Source organism: Nocardia sputi (assembly GCF_023501985.1).
The window spans coordinates 26,141-49,652 of the sequence record NZ_JAMFLC010000015.1 but is presented as its reverse complement, the minus strand read 5'-3'; the positions used below and the strand labels follow the sequence as shown (position 1 = coordinate 49,652).

The following is a 23,512-nucleotide window of genomic DNA, read 5'->3' as shown; positions in this document are numbered from 1 at the left end:
CCCGACCCATCGAAAGGATCCCCGACTCCTGTCCGCGCGCCGACGGCGCGCGGACAGGCGCGTAGGCCCTTTGGCGTCACCGCCCGCGGCGAGCCGGTTGTCTACGGTTGTGCCTGTCGTGTTCGGCTGAGGGCTTCGAGCAAATCGGGGTCGGTGACGGCGAGATCTGTCAAGATCAAATGATGGTCGGTACGGGTGGGGACGACAAGGCTGTCGACGGTAGCGAATTCGCGGGTGGAGTACACCTGATCGGGTGAGCCGTCCCACCCGGGAACGGTTTTGGTGCCGGGTGGCAGGGCGGCGCTGAGGCCCATGTCGTCGAAGTGGTCCTTGTACACCACTTCGGGGCGTGCGGTGTTGATGTCGCCGCCGATCACTGTGGGGCCTTTGATCATTGATCGCAGCGTCTCGGCGATCTCTGTGGCGTGCTGTGCGCCTCCGCTGGTTTCGTAGTCGTGTCCGAGGACGCCCAATGGTATGGGGAACGCATTGACGACGGTGATGCCGGAGACTGTCGCGCCTTGGACGTACCGCGGCAGCGGATCGACCGGCTCGCCGAACAGGGTCAGGGGCAGGTCCGGATCCGGGATCCGCCGGGCCCATGTTTGCTCGAACGGTAATTTGCTCATGATCGCCATGGACAAGTCTTGGTCGGCGGACATGTGCGATCTGGAGATGACGGTTTCGTGGATGTGCGGGTAACCGAGCGATTTGGCCAGCTCACGTAGATCCGATCTGGCCCGGCCCACCGACATCTCGTTGAAGGCCCGACTGACCTGCCCCTCCTGGAAGAGCAGGACATCGGGTGGAGGGTGCACACTGTTGAGCACCTTGGCGAAGTAGTCGACGTCGCGCGGACTGTAGTCCCACATGCCGTGGGACCGGATGGTTTGCAGCCCGGCGACATTCCAGGTCCCGGTACGCAGAGGCCGCCGTGGATCGGTGGCGCTGCTGCTGCCGAAGCCCCGCGCGGCGGCCAGTTCGGGCAGATCCCGGCCGTGGATCGAGTCGACCTCGGGCGTAGCTGGGTCGTCCACGGCACGTTTCAACCCCGGGGCGAGCGACTCGTCGGCGGCGATATCTGTTCGCACAACAGACCGCAAACCGTCCGCACCGCTGGAGGGCAGACGCGCCGCTGATCTCGCGGCGTTCGGTATGGGGCCGGTCCTCGGCATGTCACGCAACGCTTGCCACGCCCTGCTGATGTTACTCACACCACAACCTGGTCGATCATTTCACCTATTCGATAAGACGGAGTGGTGTATCACTGTGGCACATGACGTTTCGTTGGAGGGTGCGGTAGCCTGCGGGCCGGGCGAGTTCGAGCAATTCTACGCCGATTCCAATTCTGCGGCGGTCGAGATCATAGTCGCCCGGGCTCCATTTCGTCCGTGTGGGGTCGCGGGTTGGAGTTCTCCCTCGCGGTAGGAGAGCAGGGTGCCGTGGTGGGTGGTGGCGACGTACGCCACCCGGCCCGATCACGGCCGTGGCGTCGGAGTGTCCCCAGATCCACACTATTCGTGCCCGGCGTCGCGGGAGACGACGAACAGCGGCACCCCGTCCTGCAACTTCCAGGAGATGCCGGTGTGGCGCAGGGGTAGGGACTCAGCCGCTTACCGCACCGTGTTGACCGCGCTGCCGTAGTAGGCCAGCAGCAGTTCGGGGTCCTCACCGCGCCACAGGGCCTTCTTGGTGAACAAGCTGAAGTCCCGGCGCGACAGCGCCTCGAGGCGGCGTAGCGCGGGCTGCCAGGCGTTCTTGTAGAAGTGGTAGGCGGTGCCGGGTGTGTCGTTGCGGGTGTGGAACAGCAGCGTGTCGCGTGGACGCGCCAGATCCAGCCGGGCCCGGTTTTCAGCGGCACATTGACGGTGCGGGTGCCGTCGTCCTTCCATGCCTGGTGTGATCCACACCGCGCCGGTCTCCGGGTCAATGTGGGCCTTTGCTTGAGCCGCCTGGGGGAATCGAACCCTCGGCCGCCTCGCCGCAAAAGGCCTGGTCAAGAAGCTGGCCTTGCCACATCGCCGCCGCTCAACTGCCGTTTCACGACGTGTCGCTACATTTCAATACGGAATGTACCACTCAGCTGATGACAGGGTCATAACCAGCCAAAACAGGTGCATCACACTGACAGGTGATGACAGCGTCATCACCTGTCATCCCACGCGACACGGCCCGCGACCTGGGCTGATCTCCGCAGTGCGGGGAGGCACAATGCACTCGCTTGCGCGCGAGATGTTGCAGGGGCTCACCCCCGCGTGCGCGGGGAGCACCGGCCTTCACTCGGCATCCCCCTCGTCGTCTCCGGGCCCCTCCCCGCAGGCACGGGGAGCACGCCAGGGCAATCAGGGTGATCAGGGTCGCCCAGGTTCGGCCGGTCCATCCCCACCGACTGGGCGCCGGGTGCCTCAGCGGGAACAGCTCGCCCCTCACGCCACCCTCCTGGGGCCGATCCACCAGCGCCCAGTCGCCATTTCGATGTCTGGGCACGCTGGTCACAGCGGCGGATGCTGCGGGGTCGGGCCGATCGGCCGAACCATGGTCCCGCGCTTCGTCCCCCCCAGGAGCCGAACACCGGTTCGCAGCTCTGCCCATTTCAGCCCACGGCCGCCGAACGACACGCGATTTGACTCGTCAGCCAATGACGGAAGGGACTTGTCGATGCAGAAGCTCACGAATAGCTCTCGACAGCAGATAGCGAACGGTGTTGGATACCCCACAAAGCTTTCGTTGCAGGTTCCATCCATCCGAATCGAGGAGGCCCTGCAATGGCAGCAGTTGCTTCTCCGGCAACGGCGAACAATGGCCTCTCCCCCGCTCGGGAACTGCTGCCCTCGAGTGGTGGTGATGTGCTGGCTTCGGGCCCGAACCTGCTCGGCTACGACCACTACTTGATCAGTCTCGTGGCGGCAAAGACAGTCAAGCCCTTCTGGATGTCCTCGTGGAACTGTACGCCGAGGCAGGCGACCTCGACCGTGTCACGACCGTCCATGCCGACATGGGTCGAGACGAATTCCGTGGTGTTCAAGCTGGGTCAACAACTGTCCAATGGCGTGGTCAAGCGGGCGAACGGGTGCTTGGAGACTCCGTTCCGGCTCGGCGGCGAGACATGTCGCCACAGGAAATCCGAGTAGGTAGCTACTCGTGTGCCTCTCCTCACCAGAGTCGTACGGTCGTTATTGGCGATATGTCCGGAAGTCAATCCGCAGACTTCGCCGATCAGGTACGAAATCCGGACCGCTCGAGTTAGGAGACACGATGGAACACACAACACCGTCCGACTGCGATACTGACTCCGCCGCCTCTTCCGCCCGTCTGGACAGGGTTGGCGCACGGGTTCCACAAGGCTACAAACTCAACGTGCGAATTCGGTTCGGCGCACGGCAGGGGGCGCTGAAACACCTCACCGATGTATCGCGCCACGCGCAAGGCGGGACCGCCACCGCCGCCGCGGGTACCGGATTGCCGAAGGCGCTCGCGTCCAAGATCGAGGAATCCGACCGCAAGATCGTCAACTGGCTCGCGAAGAATGCCGCGAACCGCCAGCTTTTCATCACCCAGCCGGTCGATGCGCTCGTGGCCGCCGGCGTGGACCTAACCCGTTTCGAGCGTAAGTTACTCCAACGGATTCACCGCGCGGCGGGAGAGACGAACGTCTTACCTCCGGGCGCGGAACTAGCCGAGGTGGCAGTCACCACCGCAAAGAACCGCGGGAACAAGACAGGTCGTGACTAGCGATGCAACGCACACGTACATCGGATTTCGATGCGCTGCTACAGGTGTCCGAAGACGAGCTGAACAACCAGATCGCCAACGCATTCCTCACCGAGTCCCTTTTCCCTCCGATCGTATCCAGAACCGACGAGGACAGTCCGATCCAGGCGACCGCATTCCTGAATTTCAGGACACCGACCGTCGATCTAGCGGCAACCCCATCCATCATACGATTGCTCGTCGATTTCTCCGACTCTACCCTCGTCATCGACGAACCGCAGGAGCTCGCCGGTGAAATCACCGGACTTGGTGGCACAATTCAGATCGAGGAACGAATTAGAACGACTGAGGAGGACGGGGAAATCTCTATATTCCTGAATTTCACCGGTATCGCGGACGACGACATCGACCTCGATTTCGATACGGACTCCATCAATGCTCTCAACCAGCAGGGAATACCGGCCGAACAGGCGCGGGCGGAAATGCGGAGAATTCTGGCCGAAACGCTACGGGAAGACGTTCAGCGTATGCCTTTGTCACCCCCGGTTTCGGCGAATACAATCTCCGATATCCGGGTGACGACCATCAACGACATGAAGTTCACGGATCGCGACTGCCTCGCGCTCGGGATACGAATGTCGGCCGATTCGGGCGGTGATCCGAATGCTGGTCGTATCGACGACGTACGGCAGAACTTCGTACCACCCGCCAGTCCGGCACTACTCATGATCAGCAATCGTTTTCTCTTCGCACAGTTCCGCAGGGAGGCTGCAGACGAGCTCGAAATACCCCCGGACAGTTTCGCGTCTCCGTTCGAACTGAGATCCCCGGTGACCATCGACGATATTCGGATAAGAAGATTCACAGGACGAGTCGACGGGAACAGGATTCGATTCGACGGGTTCGCGGAGCACACCACTCGCCTCGCCGACATCGAAGCGACCTTTACCTTCTTCGCCGATTTCTCGGCAGAAGACGGTGGCGTCACCATTTCCTTCACGAGACCGAACGTCGACGTCGAAGTCGAGCTCCCGCCGAGCGCCTATATCATCGGCGGCCTGCTCGGTGTCATATTCCCCGGCGTAGGAACCGCGATCGCGGCGTCGGTCCTCATCGTCCTGCGAGCGGGCGTCGAGTTCCTCGAGATACTGTTGGAACAATTTGTCAACAGACTTTGGCGCAGCTCGTCTTCCAGCGGTCTGCGCGGCCTGTTCGGCGGATCTCTGCGGATCGACGGCATCGAGCTCGATGATCTGGAGCTGCGCTGCTCGATCATCCCAGAGTTCCGCATACTGGCAAGGGAAGAAGGGAGTCATTCATCCCGATCCGGATTCGCTGTCGATCTCGACTCGGGAACCATCGAACCGGACACATTTCCAGGAGCCGACCTGGTTTGGTCGCCAATCCGAGGAGTTTCCACGGTAGACGGAGCGCGATTGCAGGTCGTAGCGATATCGTATGAACAGTTGACACCGGAGCGAATGGCTCGGCTCGAGTTGACGGATCGCCGGATACCTCGGACAGATATCCCAATCGGTGGCGAGGAATTCGTTCTCGACTTCGGACGGATATTCCTCGGCGGGGTCGTCTTCGCCGTTCGCACGAGCGCAGGCCGCTTTGCCAGAGTGCGGGCTTGGCAGGACGAGGAAGCCGACCGGTTCCACATGACCTGGGTAACCTACGACAACCCCATTCCGCGAATCGACCTTCGATCTCGATTCTCCGTACGCGCCAAGGGCGAACAACTCAATCCGGGAGCGACGCTCTGTCAACGGTTCGGTGTCCGCTCCCGAACAGTCCTGGATGCCCAGCCGAATCTGATGGCGCTGCCGATCGACTTCGAATGGTCGCTGAACGGCGAGCTACTGACCACTGCGACCGGTAGCGTCACCGTCCCGGGCGGAACCCTCGACTACAGACTATCCGCGGAGCGTGATCGGTTGACCGTCGAGACGACCGAGATCGGGCAGCTGGTCGACTGTCCGCTGTGCGTGACCGGTACCGACGCCCGTGGACAGGAGGTCGTGACGTGCACCGATCTACGGCCGAGGCCGATTGTCATCGAGAATTGCAAGATTCCGGATCCACCTCGTCCGATTCCCCGTTTCCGGATAATTCCGGCCGGACCACTGGTCGCGACTTGGCGACCCCTCCTACCCGAAATTGCGAAGGCACTCGCGAAGAGGCCGACCTGACCCAATTCCTATACCTCCGACCAATTCGGAGGGTTCGCCAATGAGGGCCGGGGCCGATCCTCCAGCCCCGCACCGTTTGAGATCTGCCGTGTCGATCACCACGGCGATCTTGGGGATTTACGGTATGGCAACCGTCGCTCATGGGTTCTTCCGATCGACTACTCGAAGACTGTCTCGATGACACCAGCCTGTTCGGCAGTGCCAGCGCGGAAGTACCGGGCGCCGTGGGTGTGTCGGGGGTCCACCGCTGCTACACCGCGCCCGCCCGCGCCTGGCGGTCGGTCGACACCGTGGCCCGCGGCAGCCGCGCCGAAACCGGGGACATACTGGGTCGGATCGCCGCCCGCCTTCGGGTCCCGTGCGAGGTCGACGGTGTCCACGCCCGCGTGTGGCTGACCGCGCACGCGACGATGACCTATCCGCCTGGCCCACATCCCCGACCCCGGTGCGGACCCCTTCGACATCGCCTTCTCTCTGGGATCTTGGCGTCCACGGACTCACCGCCTCGACGGATGACCGTCCCGGGGGGCCTCGACGACGAACCGGGGGCGGTTTACCGCGATCGGCGGTGCCGGAAGCGGGAGGCATCGCCTCCTGGTTATCACTTTCCCGGGGACGAGACCGGGGACGCGGCACCGGTCGCTCAGGGTGTCTGCTGGGTGGGGCAGGCGTCGACCGGGATCGCCATCTGTACGGTCCCCGCGTTTTCGAAGGTGAACCGCATGTCGAGGTTGCGTCCCGGCTGCACCCAGTCCCGCAGCTCGACGACATCGACGGTGATCGGGGCTTCGCTGCCCGGGCGATCGGGCTGCTCGACCGGTTGCCCGGCCGCCAGCGCGCCGTCGGCGGCGATCACCAGTTCATCGGGATCGGCTTGAATCCGCACCGATCCCGCCGCCGGGCTTTCGATGCCGACGAGCCGGTCCGGCTCGCCCGCGTTGTTGGTCGCGGTGAACGACAGTTCGGCGGGCGCGTCGTACTGGATCACGCAGGTTCCGGGCAGCAGCGCGGGCACCAGATAGGCGTTCTGCACTGTGACTTCTCCGGCCGTGCCCTCGCTGCCGCGGGCGTGGCTGGAGTTCTCGCCTTCGTTGTCGGCGCACCCGCCGGCCACGATCGCGAGCGGGACGGTCAGCATCATCAGCGTTGTCCTCCGCATGGTGGGCGGATAACCAGCGAGGCCGGTCCGAATCAGGTCGATGCGTGCCGGGCAGGGCGCAGAAGTTTCCTCGGACGCGGGGTGGGGTACTTCAGGTGGCGCTCGGAGGGATCTGAATGACACAGCTGGTGATCGTGGAAGACGACGACCATGTTCGCGCGTCGCTGCTTTTGGCGTTGGAGGACGAGGGTTTTGTGTGACGGAGGCGGGGGCCGCCGACCAGGCGCTGCGGGTGATATGGGAGCAGGGCCCGCGTTCGGTGCAACGGCGCCGACGTGCATCTGTCCCGGCTGCGCACCAAGATCGAGCGCGACCCCTCCGCTCCGCGGATCGTTGTCGCCGTGCGCGGCCTCGGGTATCGCGTCGATGTCGGGTATTGACCGGGAACTGCCAGGGCGGAGTCTCGGTATGCGGGCGCGGACTGTCGTCGCGGTCACCCTCGCCACCGCTCTCCTCACCGAGGCCGTGGCCACCGCGGTGCTCCTGATCCCTACCTCGAGTCCCAGCGTGAGCGATCCGCCCAACGGCTGGTGAGCATCCGCGCCGGAGTGCTGCACCCGCTGCTCGACCGCCCCGGTGTCACCGGGCACACCGCGCTGGCAGCGCTGCTCGAGCGCGTCCACCCCACCGCCCCGGCTCCCCCCTTTCCCCGCGACTATGGCGCAGACCTCGTCAGCGACGAACAGGCGCGCCGGCTCTGCGACGGAATCGGAAGCTGGCCAAAAGCTCCTAACAGGTTTGGTTGCGCAGTCGTCGCCAGCAGATGAGCGTGGCCGCCAGTGACAGGAAGCCCCGGTGGATGTCGGTGCGGTGTTCCCAGCGGGTCGCGAGCTGGCGGAATTGGCGCAGCAGGGACAGGGTCTGCTCGACGACCCAGCGGGCCGGTGTGACCTCGTCGGGGGGTCTGTGCCGGGGGATGTAGCCGGTGACGCGGCGTCGGCGCAGTTCATCGTGCACGCGCGGGTAGTCGTTGCCCTTGTCGGCGATCAGCATCCGGATCGTGCGCCGCGGTGGGCCTGGCCGGCCGCGCAACGGGCGCAGTCGAGCGGCGCGGGCAGCATCAGGCGGTCGTTGAGGTTCGCGCCCAACAACGCGACGACCAGTGGTAGCCCGTTGCCGCAGGTCAGGACGTGGTGCTTCGAGCCGGTCTTGCGGCGGTCGACCGGGCTCGGGCTCCTGCGGGAGGCCTTCCCATCCGATACCGGTGAACAGCATGAACAGGATGCCCTGCAGCACCAGCCGGTTGTCCATGCGAGGCGGACCTGGCGTTCCCGGCGCTCGCACGGGGAGTAGCGGCTCGATCACTGCCCACAACCCATCGTCCACGATCCGCGGTGCCGCCCGACTGAACATGCTGCACCACAACAAGACTCGCCGCTACCCGGCCGATCCCGTTAGGAGCTCTAAGCACCGTCACCTGTTCGTGCACCAGCCCCGCCGAGAGTTCACGGCCGCCACAGGTCATCGAATCGCTGTGTCGGTCACCACCGCGAGGTGTTCCTCCAATCCCCGCCGAGTTCCGTCGTCGAACTCCTGATCCGCGATCGTGCGCCCCACCCGCGAGAGCTGTTCGCGCACGGCCGCCCGATCTCCTTCCCGGCGGCACGTGTGGCCCAACGCTCCCAGCAGCGACAGCAACCCGTGCAGGACGAGCGGATCGTGGGCGCCGTAGTGCCGCGGCTGGGCGCAGGCCGTGTCGAGCAGTTCGGGCAGGTCGGGGCGCGGGAGGTGGACGCGGGCGGTGCCGTGGTGGTCGACGAGGGTGAGGGGGCCGCAGTGGCGGTCGGCGAAGGCGCGCAGGACGGTGGCGGCGGAGTTGAGGCCGTGCACGGCGGTGGTGGGGTCGTTGATGCCGGGGGAGAGGGCGCGGACGACGACGTCGGTGAGCTGGCGGATGCCGTAGCCGAGGTCTTGGGTGGTGGTGCGTTCGGGGCCGTGGTGCAGGGCGCTGGCGATGCGGTGGTCGATGTCGTCGCCGGAGTCGGGGCGCAGGACGGCGGGGGTGCCGGCGACGACCGTGTCGCCGACGGTGTGCTGGACCCAGAGGACGGTGTCGCAGTCGACGGCGATGTCGAGGAGGCGTTGTTCGTCGATCTCGACGAGAAATCCGGAGCCGGCGGCGGCGGTGATGTGGGGGTTCGGCGGGGGTGGAGGCGGCGGGGCGGGGTGGTCGTCGGAGTCCAGGGGGCGGAGCAGGCGGCGGCCGGTGGCGATGGCTTCGGTGGCGACCTGGTCGAGCATGGTTTCGATGCGGATCTGGCGGACCAGGTGGCCGAGGAACAACACCAGCGCGAGTACGCAGGCGACGCCGAGGGCGTAGGCGGTGGTGACCGAGAACTGCGGGACGAATTCGTTCACGTCGCCGTCGGCGTTGCGGATGGTGCGCAGGACGGTGAGCGCGTAGGTGAAGGTGCCGAGGAGCAGGGCGAGGGTGCGCTGCACGAAGGGGTCGCCGGAGAAGGTGCGCAGCAGGCGGGGCGAGTACTGGCTGCTGGCCAGTTGCAGGGTGACCAGGGTGAGCGAGAAGGTCAGCGAGGTCACGGTTATCAGCGCGGTGGCGATGGTGCCGAGGATCGTCCTGGCGGCGTCGGCGCCGCCGCCGAACAGGTAGTCGGTGAAGGCGGCGGGCAGTTCGGGGTCGAGGCGGGCATCGAGTTCGGGCAGCAGGATGCCCGCGATGATGCCGGTGACGACGGCGGCGGCGGGCACCGGCCACAGCCGGGTGCGCACGGCGTCGCGCAGCGCCTGCCTGCGCGCTCGGATGCGGCCGAGGAAGCCGGAGGCCCGGTTCGGCCGCCGGATGTCAGCGGGGACCTCGGTGGTCCCGGATTCGGCGGCTGGCGGCATCTGGCCGAGCTTACCCGCGGGGGCGCGGTGGACACGAGGATCCGCCGGGGCACGGCCGTCCTGGACGATCCGCCGCCGAAGCGGGTGCGGACGGGTGTTCCGGCAGGTACTCGCACCGACCGTCCGCCCGGTTCGGTATTTCTACCGATGACAGCCGCTCGCCGGCGCTCGATCCTTTCTCCACCGAACACTGGAGAAGGTGCGCGAGCGGGCCCCGCTGCCGCTTGCCCGGTGCGGAGCCACCGCGGCCGCGGTCAGCGGCGACATCGAGGGGAATCCGGCGGGGCTGACCCGGTAGCCGAGGGTGCGCAGCCAGCTCTGAGCCCTTTCGATCCGCCGCCCGCGCGGCAAGGGCCGGACCTACGCTCGGTGCCCGCGGATCATCGCGGCGGCAGACCCGGCGCGTGCCGCCGCTGCGTGCCGCAGCGACCGGGTCAGCAGCCGGCGCAGCGCGACCACGGTCGCGGCGGCGATGATGGTCCGCCAGGAATCGGCCGCGCCGAGGCGCAGCAGCCCTGCGACGAGCAGCAGATCGAGCAGGATTGGCAGCGACGCCGACAGCGAGCGGGTCCTCACCAGTGCCAGCGCGGCCAGCACCACCCCGGCTCCGGCGAACAGCGCCGCCGTCGCACCCCACCAGGTGGTCACGGCGACGGCTTGTCGCCGACATCCGCGGGCCCGTCGCCCGCGTCGCGCTTGCGGCCCAGGATGCATTGCGCCTCGGCGACCTCGCGGGCGAGGAAGTAGTTCAGCGCCGTCCGGATGGCCGCGATCGCGGCCAGCTTGCCGATCTGGTCGAAACTGGGCACGACGGCCGTGCACAGGATGTCACCGGCGAGCTGGAACTCCAGGCCGAGCGCCAGGAAACGCCCCAGCGTCAGCCGTACCGGAACGAACGCGTCCGGGTCCCTGCGGGGCAGCGCGCGCAGGAAACCGATCACCGCGACCACCGCCCCGATGGAGATCACCAGCACCGCCGCCGTAGAGCGCAGCGTCTCCTCGGGCAGGATCTCCAACGCCCGGCAGCTCCCGGCGGCGGTGCATCCCGCTCATCGGATTTCCCCTACTCCCTCCAGTGCCGAGCCGTTCCCCATCGACTCGCGGGAGACCACACTCAGGGTTCCGTCGGTCTCCAAAACCACCGCGGCGATCCGGCTCAGGTCACCGGTGCCGGTGGCGCGCACCGCGTGCCGGATGTCGGCGGCGCCGACGCGTTGCCCGCGCATCGCCTCCTCGAGCAGGCGCCCCTCTCGCAGCACCAGGGTGGGGCCCGCGGTGAGCAGCGTGCGCGCGCCGGGCAGGCGGGTGGCGAGCAGGGCGGCGGCGAATTGCAGCACCGCCAGCAGTATCAGCGCCACAGCGCCCTCGAGCCAGGAGACGTCGGTGCTGAGCAGGATGGTCGCCAGGGTCGAGCCGAGCGCCACGGTGACCACGAAGTCGAAGGCGTTCAGCTTCGCCAGTGTCCGCTTCCCGGACACCCGCAGCACCACGACCAGGGTCAGGTAGGCGGCCGAGCCCACCAGTAGAACCCGGCCGATGCCGGACCACGAATCGAACCACATCGCGTCGGCTCAGCCCAGCACGGACAGCAGCGCCCGGCACGCCTGTGCGCACCGTCGGCACGCCTCGGCGCAGAGCCGGCAGTGCTCGTGGTGTGCTGCGTGCCGGTCGCATTCCCGCTCGCACTGTCCGCAAGCGAGCGCGCAGGTCTCAAGCAGGGATCGGAGCGTGGCGGTGTCGGCGCTGCCGGGGCGGGAAAGCACGGCTGCGGTCGCCACGCAGATGTCGGCGCAGTTCAGGTCGGTGCGGATGCACGCGCGCAGGTCGGCGACAGCCTCTTCACTCAGGCAGGCGTCCGCGCACATCGCGCAGGTGCCCGCGCACTCCCGGCAGGCTTGCAGGCAGGCGATCAGCTCGTCCCGGTGGGCCGGTGCCGAAGGGTGCGCATCGATCATCGGCGCAACGGAATTCATACGGTCCTCCTCGTTCTCGGTCGGGGGTGCCGCAGGCTGCCGGCCTGCGGCACGCAGATCTCCCGGTTCGCGCTACCCGAGATCGGCCCGCTCACGCATCCGGGCCATTCCGGACGGGCTCATCGCCGTCACCGTCCTCCAGGTCGATGACGACTTTGACGTCGTCGGGGTGCGCAACGAACGCTGCGGCAGCCGGCGGTACCCGGCGGGTCAGCAACGATTCGAGCCAGTGCACGTCCGGGTCCGCAAGCGCCTCGGCGGCGGCCCGGTAGTGCGAGACGTTGGCGTTCACCGAGCCGAGAGCCCGCCCGCCGTCTTCGGGAGACGCCGCCGAGAATGGGTTGTTCACCCGCGGTGCAGCCCGGGCTTGTTCGGCTTCGGCCCCGCTACGGAATCAGCCCGGGAGCCGGGTTCCACAGGGCCTGGCGTGTCGGCTATCCGGCGCTGACTGTCTGCTCCGGCGGCTCGGGCATCGATCTCGCGTCGCGCGAAGGCGATATCGCGTGCGCTACGCACTGACAATCGGCCGAGCGAGGCCGCGGCGAAGAACAGGATCAGCGCACCGAGACCATAGAAGTAGGTCAGCTGCAGCACGGCACGCTTCAGGTCGGACGTAGCGACGGGTTCCCCGACGTCCCCGATCCCCAGTGGGTCCGCCAGCAGCGGCCCGATCACGAACCACACGCCCGCCGCCACTGCCAGCCACCCACCGAAGCTCGCCACGAGTCGGTTGCGGCTTGCCAACATGAGCAATCCGCCGATGATCGCGGCGACGCCGGGCAATACCTGGAGCCACCCACGCGCAGCCGTCCACACCCATGGCTCGTCCGGAGTGAACGCGAAATCGAAGTACGGCCCGACGAACGGGATCAGCGCACCCCACACGCCCAGGAGCAGCACCGCGAGCCCGCCGAGGGCTCCCCGGCTACGCGGAATCCGAAGCGGACGGCCGCGGCCTGCGGAAACATTGTCGTCGACGTCCCTCATGACGCCTCCATTTCATCGAAGTAGATGCTTGTACCGCCTACCCGCTGTTCACCGCGATACGCACGAACACCGCAAGCGGTGTCCCCAACCTCCAGTGACCGGCGTTCGTGCGGCTGCGAAACAACACCTGGGCCGAGCTGCGGGGCAGGGCAGGGCGAGATACGCCGCCGTGACCACGCCGCTCATGCGTCCGGTTTCATCGACGGCGACGCCGAACTCCAGTCGGGTATAGCACCACTGCCGCTTCGGCCCCGGATTCATGCTCCCCGGGGCCGAAGTGCTGCTCTCGCACTCGGAGAAGGATCGGCGCCGATGATCCGCGCCGACCCTGGCGAGCGCGCCTCACCCGGTGGTGAGTTGCCCCGTGGTGGCGTTCCATTCGATCCAGCCGCGTTGGAAATCCATGCGACGGCCGGTGGGGACGTCGTGTTCGTCGGAGGTGGGGAATCCGAGTCGGCCGTTCTCGTAGCCTTGCCGGGCCCATTCGCCGAAGATACCGCCGTAGACGGCGTGGGTTCCCGCCGGGGAGTGATAGATGTTGCCGGTCTGGAACCGGTTGAACCGGGCCAGGCCGTTCGGCGTGGACAATTCTCCGCTGACCGGCCATCGCAACGCGGACGCGGGCCCGCCCATACTGTCGTATTTTTCCCCGATCAGTCCATACACTTCCCATGCCCCGGTCTTGTCTGTCCAGTAGATGGCACCGTTGTCGAAGTCTTGAACGCGGCCGCCATCTCTGTCGAACTCCCCACCTCGGCAGTCCCCGAGGGGACCGGTCGGACCGGAAAGTTCGGCATAGCGAGTGCCGATCGCGGCGGTGGGCCAGCAGCACACCTCCTCATCCGAATCGCAGGCCGCCAAACCCAGCGCAACCACTGCCAGGACTGCCGTCAGAGCCACGCCGCTAGAGATTGCTCGAATAGCGTTCATGAGCCGACCTCTTCCTGAAATCGTTCCCCTCCGACCGGGATGACACGACACGCGGACATATAAACCTGCGTCTTACCTGCGGGAACAGCAGTCAGCGGCGCTCGCGGGCGGACAGGAATTTAAGGTTTGCCAATAAATAGCGTGGGTACACTTTGTGGTGTAAGGCCGACCTGTGAGCACACCCGGTCGGAGGGCCTGTCACGGTTGGCGTTGCCCTCGCGCCGATGGGCGCTCAATATCGAGGAGGGCGCCATGAGCGCCGAAAGTCAACCGGTAACGGTAACGAACAGATCAGGAAAACACTTTCTCCGCCGAGAACACGGCGATCGGAAGGAGCAGCCACACACGGGCGGCCGCGCGGCGGCATGGACTGCGCGCGCGTGGATCGAGATGGCGGTCGGCGCGATCCTCGCGGTCCTGCTGCTGATCTTCATTCTGCAGAACACCGCCAAGACCGCGATCTCCTTCCTGCCGTGGAGCTTCACTCTGCCGCTGGGGGTAGCGCTGGCCTTCGCCGCCATCGGTGGGGTGCTGGTGATGGGATTGGCCGGAGGCGCCCGCATCTGGCAACTACGCCACCAACGCACCCCGACGGCGAAACACGAACGCGCTGGGAGCTGACCGTCCCGCTCGGCCGCCCGTATCGGTCGCTGCGGGGCATCCCAGCGGCACAGCGCAGCCCCGCCGAATCCAATCCGCATCAGCTACCGAACGCCTCCCGGAAGACCTACGATGACCGCCGCTAAGCATCCCACCGAAGACTTGCCGGTAGTTGACCCTCCCGGTCAGCGCGGCTTGGTCGAACGCCTGCTATTGGGCTCACGCGAGACTGCTGACCAGCGCGTCCGATGGCATCAACGAGTGCCCGGCCCGCAACTACCAGGACTGGTATCCACCATCACGCTGCTGTTCGGTGCTTGGCTCGCCCTCGCCCCGCTGCGATGGCCCCATCCCACCGATACGGGATGGTTCGCGGCCGGTTGGAACGAAGTACTCACCGGCAGCGCCATCGCCGTGCTCGGCTTGCTGCGGCTCAGCCGTCCCCTGCGTTTGAACACCGCCACCACTCTCGGCGCTCTTCTGGGCGGTTGGCTTCTGATTTCCCCGTTGCTGTTCGATCACGGCACGACCGAGGAAGCGATTCCTGCCATCGTCAACGATCTTCTTGTCGGCCTCGTCATTCTCGGTGCCACCCTTCTCGGACACCTCGACGCCCGCCGCGCCCTACCCTCGAACTCCGGGGGCCGGGATGGAATCGCGCGCGCCGGTACGCCCGAATAGTGCTGGACGACCGCTCGGCAAGCCCGACAAGCGGAATCGGCGAACGCGCGCTGCGACGTCTGTGCTGTGACGGTCTATCCGATCGCCGGCAGCCGCTGGAGCCGCGGCTAACCACAGGTGGAGGAAATCGAACCATGAAAGCCGTTCCTTCCTCCTTCCCGCGCAGCCGGGTCGTCATCGAGCGGTGAGGCGCCACGTGTGGTGGCGCCTCCGCGCGTGGTCAGTTGGTGAGGTCGCGGTGGTTGAAGCGAGCAAGCCCGCAGACAACCAGGACCACCGAGATCACGACCAGGACTGCGGCGTCGGTCCATTGGATCCCGTTGCGCAGCGGTTCTCCGCCGATGTAGTAGTGGAACGGCGAGAGATACTTCAGCCAGTCGGCGCCGATGACACCGGCGAGGCTGTTGGCGGCGTAGGCCAGCACTCCGATACCCGCGGTCCCGGCCAGAACCGGACCGCGCCTTCCGGTCGCTGCGCCGACCCCAATGGCCAAAGCGCCGAAAACGACCGCCAGCAGCGTCAGGTTCAGGCTTTGCGCCGCGAACTCACCGATGCTGATCGAATCCAGATCGGCCGACGAGCGAATCGCCATCATCCCCAGCAAGACCACTACCCCGATCGCGACGGCACCGGTGGCCAGGGCAGCGAATCGTTGCAGCGCCAGCCCGGTGCGGCTGACCGGATACGCCAGCAGCAGATCCAGATACCCGGATTCCTCATCACCGGCGATCACGCGGGCACCGAAGGTGACTCCGAAGAACATCGCCAACAACGGCAGCAGCAGCCCGAACACGCTGGAGCCGAGATAGCCCGCGGCGGAGGTCATATCGTTCAACCGCAATGCCTCACGCATCGCCTCCGGGTAGCTGCTCACCGCGTCGGCCATACCTCCTGCGGACACTTGCGGATAGAACCCTGCATACATCAGGCCGACAGCGGCCGTGCCGACCGACCAGGCGATCAGCGAGCGACGGTTGTCGACAAGGGTCTGGGTGTAAATGTCAGGCAGCATCGGATTCTCCGGTGTAGTAGCCGTGGAACAGGTCCTCGAGAGCGGGTTCGGTGACCAGCAGCCCCGTCACGCGATGGGCGACGATGGCCCGCAGCAGTGCGTCCGGACTGCCGGTGACCTGGCAACGCAGCACCGTGCCGTCCACCCGGACGTCACGAACAGCGGGCAGGTCGGCGAACCCGTCGGCGGTCACCGGCTCGGCGAAGGTGACCTCCACATCGCGCACGGCAGTGGCCCGCAACCCGGACACAGTGTTCAGCGCGACCAATCTCCCCTCGCGGATGATGCCGACCCGGTCGGCGACCGCCTCCACCTCGCTCATGATGTGGCTGGACATGAACACCGTCTGCCCGTTGCCGGAGGCCTCAGCGACCATCTCCAGGAAGATCTGCTGGCCCAACGGATCCAGACCCGAGGTCGGCTCGTCCAGAATCAGCAACTGCGGGGAGTGCATGAACGCCTGGACCAAACCGAGTTTCTGCCGGTTCCCCTTGGACAGGCTGCTCACCTGTGCGTCCTGATCCAACCCCAAGCGCCCACACAGCTCGCCGATCCGCTGCGGTGTCACACCGCCGCGCAGCGCCGCCAGGAACCGCAACATCGCACCTACCCGCTGCCGTCCCGGAACAACGAAATCGCCTGCGAGGTAGCCAATTTCCGCATGCAACCGGACCGCATCCCGCCGAGGGTCGAGACCCAGCACGCGAGCACTGCCCGCCGTAGGCCGGATCAGATCCAGCAGCAGCCGGATGGTCGTCGACTTACCGGCCCCGTTCGGGCCGAGAAAGCCGAAGACCTCACCGCGGCGGACCTCGAGAGACAGCTCCACCAGCCCGCGCCGCGAGCCATAGGTCTTGGTGAGCCCTTGCAGCTCGATCACGTTCACCATGACCTGACGGTAATGAACTTTCATAGATTTGTAAATGTTCTAAACCTATCGAACTTGCTAAGCTTCGGGTGTGGGAACCAACGAGCGCTTGCGGGCCGCCGCGGAGAAGCTGGCCTTGACCCTGTCCGACGGTGGCGGGATGCAACGCACCACCGCGCGCGTGATGACCGCCTTGCTCTACACCGAACAGAACACGATGACCGCCGCGGACCTGTGCGCAGAGCTGTCGATCAGCTCCGGCGCGGTCTCCACCGCGATCAAACAACTCATCCCCGTCGGCTTGATCGAACGCGTCCCCGCCCCCGGCAGCCGCCGCGATCATTACCGCTTCCGCGCCGGAGCCTGGGCAGCACTGATGTCACAACAGAACACCATGCTGGCCACCATGCGCGACGCCGCCCAAGAAGGCATCGACGCTTCCGCCCCGGACACCGCCACCGCGGCGCGCCTACACGAGATGCAGGACTTCTATACCTACATGACTAACGAACTGGTTCCGCTCGTTGATCGCTGGCGCGAGCAGTACGCCGCCGAACACGACTCAGTTGAACTCCGCCACCGTAAGCTCAGTTAGCCTCCAATCCACTAAGCCAGCGGTGATGCGGCCGCCCGTGGCGTAGCCGAACAGTGAGCAAATCACCTCAGCAACTTCAAGTCGACACCGTCGAGCGCCCGGGTTCTGCGTCGGCGACGTGCAAATCCACGACCACGACCGCCAGTGCGGTCATCGCGCACCCGGCACTTCAGGCAGGTGTTGGACGGGCGAACTGTCATCGCAGGGCCCCTCGGGAAAGGTGCGCTCACACGCGGATGGATGGAAGGCCACTTCCTCAGCCGAACCAGCCGTGAAACGGGCGCACCGACCACGAGAGGCTGACGACGATCGGTGGGATCCACACAGGCGAGCCGACCACCCTAGCGGTGTGAGCCATCTCGGCGCGCGCACCGATGCGGCTCCTCTGCCGCAGACTGGGGTCGGAGGATCGAATCCTCATAGCGCACACAATAAAAGGCAAGGCCAGCGCCGGTACGTGGAGTGGCAAGCGCCCTCATGTCATCAATTAGCGATGACTGTGTCATCACCAAAAGCGGACTAAAGGGACATCAAATAGGCGAAAACAGCCCCTCACCTGGTGTTATAGCAGATTTAAATGGTGGCCTAGGAGGACTTGAACCTCCGCACCCCACGACCGCAGAAACTGCTGGTCACGGCTTCGAAACGCCACCCTGCCAGCGGATTTGAACCACATCTCACGACGTTTGGGTACGTTTCAATACGTAAACATACACGTTCCTGGTGACATGCCACCAGGCGAAACACTGGCCCGATGAGTTGTATCGGTGACCGCGCCACCAGGTATCCCGCGACTCCTAGGCGCGATTGCCCCTCCGGAGGCGGGCCTCCCTGATGGGACACGCTTCCCGGCCCAGGTTCGGCCCGTCCATCCCCACCGACTGGGCGCCGGGTGCCTCAGCGGGAACAGCTCGCCCTCTCACGCCACCCCCTGGGGCCGATCCACCAGCGCCCAGTCGCCATTCCGATGTCTGGCCACGCCGGTCACAGCGGCGGATGCTGCGGGGTCGGGCCGATCGGCCGAACCATGGTCCCGCGCTTCTTCCCCCCACGAGCCGAACACCGGTTCGCAGCACTGCCCATTTCAGCCCACGGCCGCCGAACGACACGCGATTTGACTCGTCAGCCAATGACGGAAGGGACTTGTCGATGCAGAAGCTCACGAATAGCTCTCGACAGCAGATAGCGAACGGTGTTGGATACCCCACAGAGCTTTCGTTGCAGGTACCAGCACCACAGACGCGCCGCTACAGCGCAACGGCTTGTGAGGGGGTTGCCCGTATGGATGTCGATCTGACGTGTCCGCACTGCCACCGACTCGACTGGGTGCAAAGTGTGCCCGCCTTGCATGCCGATGGCGTGTCGACCAGCTTCGGGACAAACGTCTACTCCGGCATGGGAATCGCATCTACTGGCCTGGTGCCGGTGTTCGGCACTGCCACCGTCGACCGCACCCACACAACAGCACTCGCCCACAGCCTCGCCCGTGAGCCCGCCCGCACCCCCGCCGGGTGGCTGACCTTCTTCGCCCTGGTGCTGCTCGTGCCAGCGATGTCATGGATCGTTCCGGCGATCGTTTCGATCGTCCATCCCGCCCCCGGGGTATCGCATTGGGTTGCCGCCCTGGGCACGGTCGTGTTCTTCGGGGGGTTAGCGGCGCCTGGCGCTGTCCTGCTCACTGTCGCGGTGTGCCGTATTCGCCGCAACGGCCAAATCGTGCGGGGACGTCGCCACGCGCATGCGGTGTGGCAGGCCGGTTTCTACTGCCATCGGTGCGGTGTGGCGTTCTGGCCTCAGTCTCCGGCCCCGGGTGTTCCCGCTCGCCAGGCATTCGTCCCGCAGCAGTTCCGCTGGTTGGTGTGGAATGCCGGTGGCTACGCCAACGCCTGATCTCACCGGGCTCGATGACGGGCTCGTCGAGGGATGGCCAGTCCAGCCATGACAGCTTCAAGCCCGGGGGATGTGATCGTCTCGAGTCGGTAGCCGCACCCCGGAGGGATCGATCTCGGCGCGCAATCCCCGCCAGCTCGGATGCCGCAACGCGCCGACATACTCGCGATACTCGACGGTGCCCACCAGCTGTGGTCTCACCCACCGCGCCGCCGTCATCCGCCCAGGATGGTGCCGATCGGTCGAACGGGCTGTCGGTTGTGGTCAATGCCTTCAACCGCTCGAGCAGTGCCCGGCGCGCTGCCACTGTGAAGCCGGTGCCGACGTGCCCGACGTAGACCAAACGGTTCGACTCGTCATAGGCACCCAGGATCAAGGAGCCGAGCGCGCCACGCTCGCCGCCGCCGCTGCTGGGAACCCAGCCGGCAATGACCACCTCTGTCGTCTGCCGGATCGCTGTCTTCAGCCACAGCCGCGAGCGCGTCCCGGGCCGGTACACGGATCTATTGACCGGACTAACGGGCAACACGCCGATGGTGAGGCGACCCGCTGGGGTCAGCTGACTGCGGCCGGGCAGCGGCGAAGTGGTCGGGCCAGGATCTCATCCCGGCCGAGTAAGGAGAACTGCACGCCGTGGCGATAGACAGCGGCGCATATTCACCTGGGCGAACAACCGCAGATTCGTTGCCGGTTCGTAGGGCGGGGCAGTTCCGCAAGTGGTGCATCGCGGCGCCGACCCGATGCTGTCACACACCGGAGGAACGCAGCGCGCGGGCTCCATCGCTGCCAATTCTCGGGCTACCCGGTGTTCGCACCCGGACGCCGCTGCCACGCCTACCGGTGCCGACCCACCCCTAAAGACCGATTGGTTTGTTATACCGGTAGGCTACCGCTCGTGGCGCGTGTCCCGGCGCCGATGCTCGCGACGGCAGGCCCGGTTCCCGCCGATGACGACCTGCGGTACGCCTATGAATTCAAATACGACGGCATCAGGTGCCTTGCCCGGATCGCCGGCGATACCTGCCGTCTGATCACCCGCAACGGCAACACGATCACGCACAGTTTTCCGGAGATCGCCGAAGAGTTGATCGCCCTGGCGGCTGGCAGGGAGCTGGTCCTCGACAGCGAGATCGTTACCCCCGACCGCGCCGGGATCCCGCGATTCGCGCTGCTGAGCCAGCGCCTGGGGGTGATGCGGCCCAGCCGCACCCTGCTGCGCACGGTTCCGGCCCAGGCCTACGTCTTCGATCTGCTGCACGTCACTGGTGGAGAGTCGATATTCGGAGTGTGCGCTATTCTCCGCGGGAGCGGGGAGGGGCGGGCGCTCAACTCTGAGTTTATTCGCGAGATCAACTGGCGGCCCAAACCGAACCGCTCGCCCAGCGGCAATCCCGTGCGTTGCCGAGCTGCGAGATGATCTGCCGTTGATCTTCGGGCGTGGCGTGTGGCCGGCTCGCTCAGCGCGCACAGCGGCAGATCCGGGCGTTCGCAAACGCCCCGCACGGCGGCTAGGACGCTGCCCGGCAGCTAGATCATCGTCGGACGAGGAAGCAGTCCACACCGATGCTGATGCGAATGAGCGGCCACACCTCGGGGGTCTCTCGGTAAGTACGCTCGGCCGTCCGCGGAAGCGCTGATCCGGTGGCAAGCTCAGACCGACTCCGCCGCCCGGAGACGTGCTATCGCCGCCGCCGGACGGCGGGGTCGGCTGGCATCCTCGCAGTTGAGGGGCAGGGATCATTCCTTACGGATCCAGGCGGGCGTGACCCGGATCTCGCTGAGTCGCCAGCCCGCCGACGTCCGTACTGCGGTGCAGGTCTGCCGGAGACTGCCTGTCTGGTGGGGTGGCTGGCCGTCGCGGTAGTAGTACACGATCGAGTTCGACGAGGCAGCGGCTTGGTCGCCGTTCACGTTCACCAGTAGGTCGGTGGTCGTGTGCTGGGTATGTTCCCCGTCGACCTCGGCCTGGCGCATGAAGTCGACGACCTTGTCGATACCGCGGACTTGAATTCGGGGTGAGTTGACCTTCACATCGTCGGCGAAGACGGTGCCCGCGTCGTCCCAGCGCCGCTCGTCCAGTAGGCGGGCGAAGCGGGTGAACAGGTCGGCGATCTCGATGCGGTCGGCGGTCGAAGCAGCGGTGGACATGGTGTCCTCTTTCGTTGTCGTGGTGGAGATACCGTTCTCGGGCGTGGCCGTGTTGTCGGCCCCGCAGGCGGTGGCAGTGAGTATGAGAGTGAGGGCGGCGGCGCAGGTGGCGGCGGCCCGGAGCACGCGGTGCATATTCCTCGATTCCGATCGGCCTACAGAGCCCGAGCCAGCGCTTCGGTCCGCGCCACCGGTGACACTTCGAGTCGGTCGAAACGCCAGCCGCTGGCGCTGCGGCGTGCTCGGTAGTGGTGGATCGCGGCCGCGACGGCCTCGGTCTTGTCGTCGAGGACGTAGACGGCGACGTCGTGCGCCCGCACCGTCGCGGTGTCGCCGTCGATGTCGATGACGAGGTTGCACTTGCTGTGCATAGTGCGGGCGTAAGCTTCGTGCCCCTTGCGCGCGAGGGCGGTGAGCGCCTCGATCCCGTGTGCCTCCCCTCGGATGGAGGTGACCACGGCGTCTTCGGTGAAGAGCCGGTCGGTGTCGGCGTAACCCTCGTCGACCCACAGGCTGTGGCGGGCGATGAGTTCGGTCAGTTCGGCGCGGTCGGCGAGGTCGCGGATCGTGGTTTCGATGGTGGGCATGGCTGGCTCCCGAAATAGGTAGTGACACTAACGTTAGTGTCATTAATGAAAATAGGTCGTTAGTGGCACTAACGCAAGGGGTAGGCTCAGGCGCATGGAGATCGGCGAGGAACTGCGTTTCGACCACGGCGAGCACACCCCGGCACGACTCAAGACACAGCTCGCCCGCCTGACCGGGATGACCGCCACCCAGATGGGCCGTGTCTCACGCGACGCACTGCGCGATGCGGGCGCCCGCAAGGATCACTTCGTCGTGCTCGCCGCACTCGCCGAGTTCGGTCCGGCCAGCCAGGCGGGGCTGTCCGACCGAACCAGCGTCTACAAGAGCGACCTCGTGTCCGTCCTCAACGACCTCGAAGACGGCGGGTGGGTTCGCCGCGCCCCCGACCCTGCCGACAAACGTCGCAACATCATCACCATCACCGAACTCGGCCAGCGTCGCCTCGCCGAACTCGACCGCGTCCTCGACGGAGTCAACGAACACATCATGACCCCGCTCGACCACGACGAACGTGCGCAGCTGTTCGATCTGCTCAACCGCATCAACACCCACCTCGCCACCACAGCGGGCGACACCAGCCCACCGGGCCGCCAATGGACCTACGAATAGCCCCCGACATGCTCCCTCGTCCTCGCCGGGGGCGGCGGGATCGCGCAGCAGCCGGTGTCCCTCGCCGAGTTCGGGCAGATGGAAGCTGCAGTGGCCTTCCATCCGAACATGTTTACGGATAAACGCCGAGATCGGGTGGCGTCCTCATCGCGCACCGGAAAGTGCTGCGGGGCGATGGTGCTTGGCTTGACTGCCTATGAGGTTGGCGAGGTGCGGTCAGGGCGATTGCTGGGTGGGGCAGGAGTCGACGGGGACGGCGAGTTCCAGGGTGCCGGCGTGGTCGAAGGTGAAGCGAATGTCGAGGTTGCGGCCGGGTTCGACCCAGTCCTGGAGTTGGTGCACCTGTACCGTGATCGGTTCCTCGCTGCCGGGGCGTTCGGGCTGGGCAAGGGGTTGACCAGCGGCGAGTGCGCCGTCGGCCGGAATGACCAGTTGCTCAGGGCTGGCTTGGAGCTGTATGGATGCTGCGGCTGGGCTTTCGATCGCGGTGAGGCGATCTGGCTCGAGAGCGTTATTGGTGGCGGTGAACGCCAACTCGGCGGGCGCCTCGTACTGGATTACGCAGGTGCCCGGGACCAGCGCGGGCACCAGGTACGCGTTCTGGACTGTAATCGCCCCGATCTTGCCCTCGCTTCCACATGCATGACTGGAGTTCACGCCGGCATTGTCACTACATCCGGTGAGAGCGGCCGCCGCGAGGACGGTGATCGGCAGCAAAA

28 protein-coding genes and 3 pseudogenes are annotated in these 23,512 nt (G+C 66.0%); 10 read left to right on the top strand and 21 right to left on the bottom strand.

The window, feature by feature from the left end; genetic code table 11:
- Positions 1 to 101 precede the first annotated feature (101 nt).
- The 3 genes from M8859_RS19820 to M8859_RS19810 all read right to left on the bottom strand — a co-directional run bounded on the left by M8859_RS19820 (position 102) and on the right by M8859_RS19810 (position 3,025).
- A complete protein-coding gene (locus M8859_RS19820; protein ID WP_249644682.1) occupies positions 102 to 1,214 on the bottom strand; it encodes an endonuclease/exonuclease/phosphatase family protein in 1,113 nt (370 codons plus the stop codon).
- A gap of 399 nt (positions 1,215 to 1,613) precedes the next feature.
- The gene (locus tag M8859_RS19815) at positions 1,614 to 1,892 is read right to left on the bottom strand and encodes a hypothetical protein (protein WP_249644681.1); all 279 of its coding nucleotides are present in this window, start codon (positions 1,890 to 1,892) and stop codon (positions 1,614 to 1,616) included.
- Between the two features lie 992 nt (positions 1,893 to 2,884).
- Positions 2,885 to 3,025, bottom strand: coding sequence for a hypothetical protein (locus M8859_RS19810; RefSeq protein ID WP_249644680.1), 141 nt, complete (start codon positions 3,023 to 3,025; stop codon positions 2,885 to 2,887).
- A 230-nt stretch (positions 3,026 to 3,255) separates the two neighbouring features.
- Between M8859_RS19810 and M8859_RS19805 the strand changes: the two genes are divergently transcribed.
- Both M8859_RS19805 and M8859_RS19800 read left to right on the top strand, forming a co-directional pair.
- Entirely contained in the window at positions 3,256 to 3,732 is a 477-nt protein-coding gene (locus M8859_RS19805; protein WP_249644679.1) for a hypothetical protein, read from the top strand.
- A gap of 44 nt (positions 3,733 to 3,776) precedes the next feature.
- Entirely contained in the window at positions 3,777 to 5,906 is a 2,130-nt protein-coding gene (locus M8859_RS19800) for a hypothetical protein (RefSeq protein WP_249644678.1), read from the top strand.
- Positions 5,907 to 6,064: 158 nt separating this feature from the next.
- Here the strand turns inward: M8859_RS19800 and M8859_RS19795 are convergent, their stop codons facing one another.
- On the bottom strand, positions 6,065 to 6,310 hold the full coding sequence (locus tag M8859_RS19795) for a hypothetical protein (RefSeq protein ID WP_249644677.1): 246 nt from the start codon (positions 6,308 to 6,310) through the stop codon (positions 6,065 to 6,067).
- 239 nt (positions 6,311 to 6,549) lie between these two features.
- Complete coding sequence (locus tag M8859_RS19790; RefSeq protein ID WP_249644676.1) at positions 6,550 to 7,065, bottom strand: copper chaperone PCu(A)C domain-containing protein; 516 nt, start codon at positions 7,063 to 7,065, stop codon at positions 6,550 to 6,552.
- A gap of 272 nt (positions 7,066 to 7,337) precedes the next feature.
- Here M8859_RS19790 and M8859_RS19785 point away from each other — a divergent pair.
- Together M8859_RS19785 and M8859_RS36910 are read left to right on the top strand one after the other, a co-directional pair.
- A pseudogene (locus tag M8859_RS19785) lies at positions 7,338 to 7,445 on the top strand (winged helix-turn-helix domain-containing protein); the annotation flags it as partial.
- Between the two features lie 28 nt (positions 7,446 to 7,473).
- Positions 7,474 to 7,599 (top strand): hypothetical protein, encoded by a 126-nt coding sequence (locus tag M8859_RS36910; protein WP_283779871.1) that lies wholly within the window; start codon positions 7,474 to 7,476, stop codon positions 7,597 to 7,599.
- A gap of 195 nt (positions 7,600 to 7,794) precedes the next feature.
- On the opposite strand, the gene M8859_RS19780 is transcribed toward M8859_RS36910, so the two are convergent.
- From M8859_RS19780 to M8859_RS19740, 9 genes are all read right to left on the bottom strand, one after another.
- Complete coding sequence (locus tag M8859_RS19780; RefSeq protein ID WP_249644675.1) at positions 7,795 to 8,418, bottom strand: transposase; 624 nt, start codon at positions 8,416 to 8,418, stop codon at positions 7,795 to 7,797.
- 108 nt (positions 8,419 to 8,526) lie between these two features.
- Positions 8,527 to 9,912 (bottom strand): DUF2254 domain-containing protein, encoded by a 1,386-nt coding sequence (locus M8859_RS19775; protein ID WP_249644674.1) that lies wholly within the window; start codon positions 9,910 to 9,912, stop codon positions 8,527 to 8,529.
- Between the two features lie 360 nt (positions 9,913 to 10,272).
- Positions 10,273 to 10,560 (bottom strand): hypothetical protein, encoded by a 288-nt coding sequence (locus tag M8859_RS19770; protein ID WP_249644673.1) that lies wholly within the window; start codon positions 10,558 to 10,560, stop codon positions 10,273 to 10,275.
- The gene (locus M8859_RS19765) at positions 10,557 to 10,928 is read right to left on the bottom strand and encodes a DUF1622 domain-containing protein (protein ID WP_249644672.1); all 372 of its coding nucleotides are present in this window, start codon (positions 10,926 to 10,928) and stop codon (positions 10,557 to 10,559) included. The genes M8859_RS19770 and M8859_RS19765 overlap by 4 nt, the downstream gene beginning before the upstream one ends.
- Before the next feature lie 33 nt (positions 10,929 to 10,961).
- Positions 10,962 to 11,474: a DUF421 domain-containing protein gene (locus tag M8859_RS19760; RefSeq protein ID WP_249644671.1), complete on the bottom strand. Its 513-nt coding sequence runs from the start codon at positions 11,472 to 11,474 to the stop codon at positions 10,962 to 10,964.
- Between the two features lie 9 nt (positions 11,475 to 11,483).
- The gene (locus M8859_RS19755) at positions 11,484 to 11,885 is read right to left on the bottom strand and encodes a four-helix bundle copper-binding protein (protein ID WP_249644670.1); all 402 of its coding nucleotides are present in this window, start codon (positions 11,883 to 11,885) and stop codon (positions 11,484 to 11,486) included.
- 91 nt (positions 11,886 to 11,976) lie between these two features.
- Entirely contained in the window at positions 11,977 to 12,234 is a 258-nt protein-coding gene (locus M8859_RS19750; RefSeq protein ID WP_249644669.1) for an MDR/zinc-dependent alcohol dehydrogenase-like family protein, read from the bottom strand.
- The gene (locus M8859_RS19745; RefSeq protein ID WP_249644668.1) at positions 12,231 to 12,872 is read right to left on the bottom strand and encodes a hypothetical protein; all 642 of its coding nucleotides are present in this window, start codon (positions 12,870 to 12,872) and stop codon (positions 12,231 to 12,233) included. The genes M8859_RS19750 and M8859_RS19745 overlap by 4 nt, the downstream gene beginning before the upstream one ends.
- A gap of 342 nt (positions 12,873 to 13,214) precedes the next feature.
- Complete coding sequence (locus tag M8859_RS19740) at positions 13,215 to 13,772, bottom strand: LGFP repeat-containing protein (protein WP_249644667.1); 558 nt, start codon at positions 13,770 to 13,772, stop codon at positions 13,215 to 13,217.
- Between the two features lie 420 nt (positions 13,773 to 14,192).
- Here M8859_RS19740 and M8859_RS19735 point away from each other — a divergent pair, with 420 nt between their 5' ends.
- Complete coding sequence (locus M8859_RS19735; protein WP_249644666.1) at positions 14,193 to 14,423, top strand: LapA family protein; 231 nt, start codon at positions 14,193 to 14,195, stop codon at positions 14,421 to 14,423.
- Between the two features lie 111 nt (positions 14,424 to 14,534).
- Positions 14,535 to 15,083 (top strand): SPW repeat domain-containing protein, encoded by a 549-nt coding sequence (locus M8859_RS19730; RefSeq protein WP_249644665.1) that lies wholly within the window; start codon positions 14,535 to 14,537, stop codon positions 15,081 to 15,083.
- A gap of 220 nt (positions 15,084 to 15,303) precedes the next feature.
- On the opposite strand, the gene M8859_RS19725 is transcribed toward M8859_RS19730, so the two are convergent.
- Both M8859_RS19725 and M8859_RS19720 read right to left on the bottom strand, forming a co-directional pair.
- Positions 15,304 to 16,095, bottom strand: coding sequence for a DUF2705 family protein (locus M8859_RS19725; protein ID WP_249644664.1), 792 nt, complete (start codon positions 16,093 to 16,095; stop codon positions 15,304 to 15,306).
- A complete protein-coding gene (locus M8859_RS19720) occupies positions 16,085 to 16,984 on the bottom strand; it encodes an ABC transporter ATP-binding protein (protein WP_249644663.1) in 900 nt (299 codons plus the stop codon). The genes M8859_RS19725 and M8859_RS19720 overlap by 11 nt, the downstream gene beginning before the upstream one ends.
- A 70-nt stretch (positions 16,985 to 17,054) precedes the next feature.
- Between M8859_RS19720 and M8859_RS19715 the strand changes: the two genes are divergently transcribed.
- Both M8859_RS19715 and M8859_RS19710 read left to right on the top strand, forming a co-directional pair.
- Positions 17,055 to 17,558: a GbsR/MarR family transcriptional regulator gene (locus tag M8859_RS19715; RefSeq protein ID WP_249644662.1), complete on the top strand. Its 504-nt coding sequence runs from the start codon at positions 17,055 to 17,057 to the stop codon at positions 17,556 to 17,558.
- A gap of 1,281 nt (positions 17,559 to 18,839) precedes the next feature.
- Complete coding sequence (locus M8859_RS19710) at positions 18,840 to 19,448, top strand: hypothetical protein (RefSeq protein WP_249644661.1); 609 nt, start codon at positions 18,840 to 18,842, stop codon at positions 19,446 to 19,448.
- Positions 19,449 to 19,505: 57 nt separating this feature from the next.
- Here the strand turns inward: M8859_RS19710 and M8859_RS19705 are convergent.
- Positions 19,506 to 19,670 (bottom strand): annotated as a pseudogene (locus M8859_RS19705) (ATP dependent DNA ligase); the annotation flags it as partial.
- Positions 19,671 to 19,701: 31 nt separating this feature from the next.
- Positions 19,702 to 19,884: pseudogene (locus M8859_RS37675) on the bottom strand (ATP dependent DNA ligase); the annotation flags it as partial.
- Between the two features lie 459 nt (positions 19,885 to 20,343).
- On the opposite strand from M8859_RS37675, the gene M8859_RS19700 reads away from it, so the two are divergent.
- Positions 20,344 to 20,865: an ATP-dependent DNA ligase gene (locus M8859_RS19700; RefSeq protein WP_249644659.1), complete on the top strand. Its 522-nt coding sequence runs from the start codon at positions 20,344 to 20,346 to the stop codon at positions 20,863 to 20,865.
- A 320-nt stretch (positions 20,866 to 21,185) separates the two neighbouring features.
- Here the strand turns inward: M8859_RS19700 and M8859_RS19695 are convergent, their stop codons facing one another.
- Complete coding sequence (locus M8859_RS19695) at positions 21,186 to 21,722, bottom strand: nuclear transport factor 2 family protein (RefSeq protein WP_249644658.1); 537 nt, start codon at positions 21,720 to 21,722, stop codon at positions 21,186 to 21,188.
- A 29-nt stretch (positions 21,723 to 21,751) separates the two neighbouring features.
- Positions 21,752 to 22,183: a nuclear transport factor 2 family protein gene (locus M8859_RS19690; protein WP_249644657.1), complete on the bottom strand. Its 432-nt coding sequence runs from the start codon at positions 22,181 to 22,183 to the stop codon at positions 21,752 to 21,754.
- Between the two features lie 94 nt (positions 22,184 to 22,277).
- On the opposite strand from M8859_RS19690, the gene M8859_RS19685 reads away from it, so the two are divergent.
- A complete protein-coding gene (locus tag M8859_RS19685; RefSeq protein ID WP_249644656.1) occupies positions 22,278 to 22,793 on the top strand; it encodes a MarR family winged helix-turn-helix transcriptional regulator in 516 nt (171 codons plus the stop codon).
- A gap of 216 nt (positions 22,794 to 23,009) precedes the next feature.
- Here M8859_RS19685 and M8859_RS19680 read toward each other — a convergent pair whose 3' ends face one another.
- Positions 23,010 to 23,450, bottom strand: coding sequence for a copper chaperone PCu(A)C domain-containing protein (locus tag M8859_RS19680; RefSeq protein WP_249644655.1), 441 nt, complete (start codon positions 23,448 to 23,450; stop codon positions 23,010 to 23,012).
- Positions 23,451 to 23,512 lie beyond the last annotated feature (62 nt).

What these genes read in the sequence shown, in the direction of transcription:
- M8859_RS19815 (WP_249644681.1), bottom strand. Translation starts at nt 1,892, where the DNA reads ATGGAAGGACGACGGCACCCGCACCGTCAATGTGCCGCTGAAAACCGG.
- M8859_RS19805 (WP_249644679.1), top strand. Translation starts at nt 3,256, where the DNA reads ATGGAACACACAACACCGTCCGACTGCGATACTGACTCCGCCGCCTCT.
- M8859_RS19790 (WP_249644676.1), bottom strand. Translation starts at nt 7,065, where the DNA reads ATGCGGAGGACAACGCTGATGATGCTGACCGTCCCGCTCGCGATCGTG.
- M8859_RS36910 (WP_283779871.1), top strand. Translation starts at nt 7,474, where the DNA reads ATGCGGGCGCGGACTGTCGTCGCGGTCACCCTCGCCACCGCTCTCCTC.
- M8859_RS19780 (WP_249644675.1), bottom strand. Translation starts at nt 8,418, where the DNA reads ATGTTCAGTCGGGCGGCACCGCGGATCGTGGACGATGGGTTGTGGGCA.
- M8859_RS19775 (WP_249644674.1), bottom strand. Translation starts at nt 9,912, where the DNA reads ATGCCGCCAGCCGCCGAATCCGGGACCACCGAGGTCCCCGCTGACATC.
- M8859_RS19760 (WP_249644671.1), bottom strand. Translation starts at nt 11,474, where the DNA reads ATGTGGTTCGATTCGTGGTCCGGCATCGGCCGGGTTCTACTGGTGGGC.
- M8859_RS19755 (WP_249644670.1), bottom strand. Translation starts at nt 11,885, where the DNA reads ATGAATTCCGTTGCGCCGATGATCGATGCGCACCCTTCGGCACCGGCC.
- M8859_RS19745 (WP_249644668.1), bottom strand. Translation starts at nt 12,872, where the DNA reads ATGAGGGACGTCGACGACAATGTTTCCGCAGGCCGCGGCCGTCCGCTT.
- M8859_RS19735 (WP_249644666.1), top strand. Translation starts at nt 14,193, where the DNA reads ATGGCGGTCGGCGCGATCCTCGCGGTCCTGCTGCTGATCTTCATTCTG.
- M8859_RS19730 (WP_249644665.1), top strand. Translation starts at nt 14,535, where the DNA reads ATGACCGCCGCTAAGCATCCCACCGAAGACTTGCCGGTAGTTGACCCT.
- M8859_RS19725 (WP_249644664.1), bottom strand. Translation starts at nt 16,095, where the DNA reads ATGCTGCCTGACATTTACACCCAGACCCTTGTCGACAACCGTCGCTCG.
- M8859_RS19720 (WP_249644663.1), bottom strand. Translation starts at nt 16,984, where the DNA reads ATGGTGAACGTGATCGAGCTGCAAGGGCTCACCAAGACCTATGGCTCG.
- M8859_RS19710 (WP_249644661.1), top strand. Translation starts at nt 18,840, where the DNA reads ATGGATGTCGATCTGACGTGTCCGCACTGCCACCGACTCGACTGGGTG.
- M8859_RS19690 (WP_249644657.1), bottom strand. Translation starts at nt 22,183, where the DNA reads ATGCCCACCATCGAAACCACGATCCGCGACCTCGCCGACCGCGCCGAA.
- M8859_RS19685 (WP_249644656.1), top strand. Translation starts at nt 22,278, where the DNA reads ATGGAGATCGGCGAGGAACTGCGTTTCGACCACGGCGAGCACACCCCG.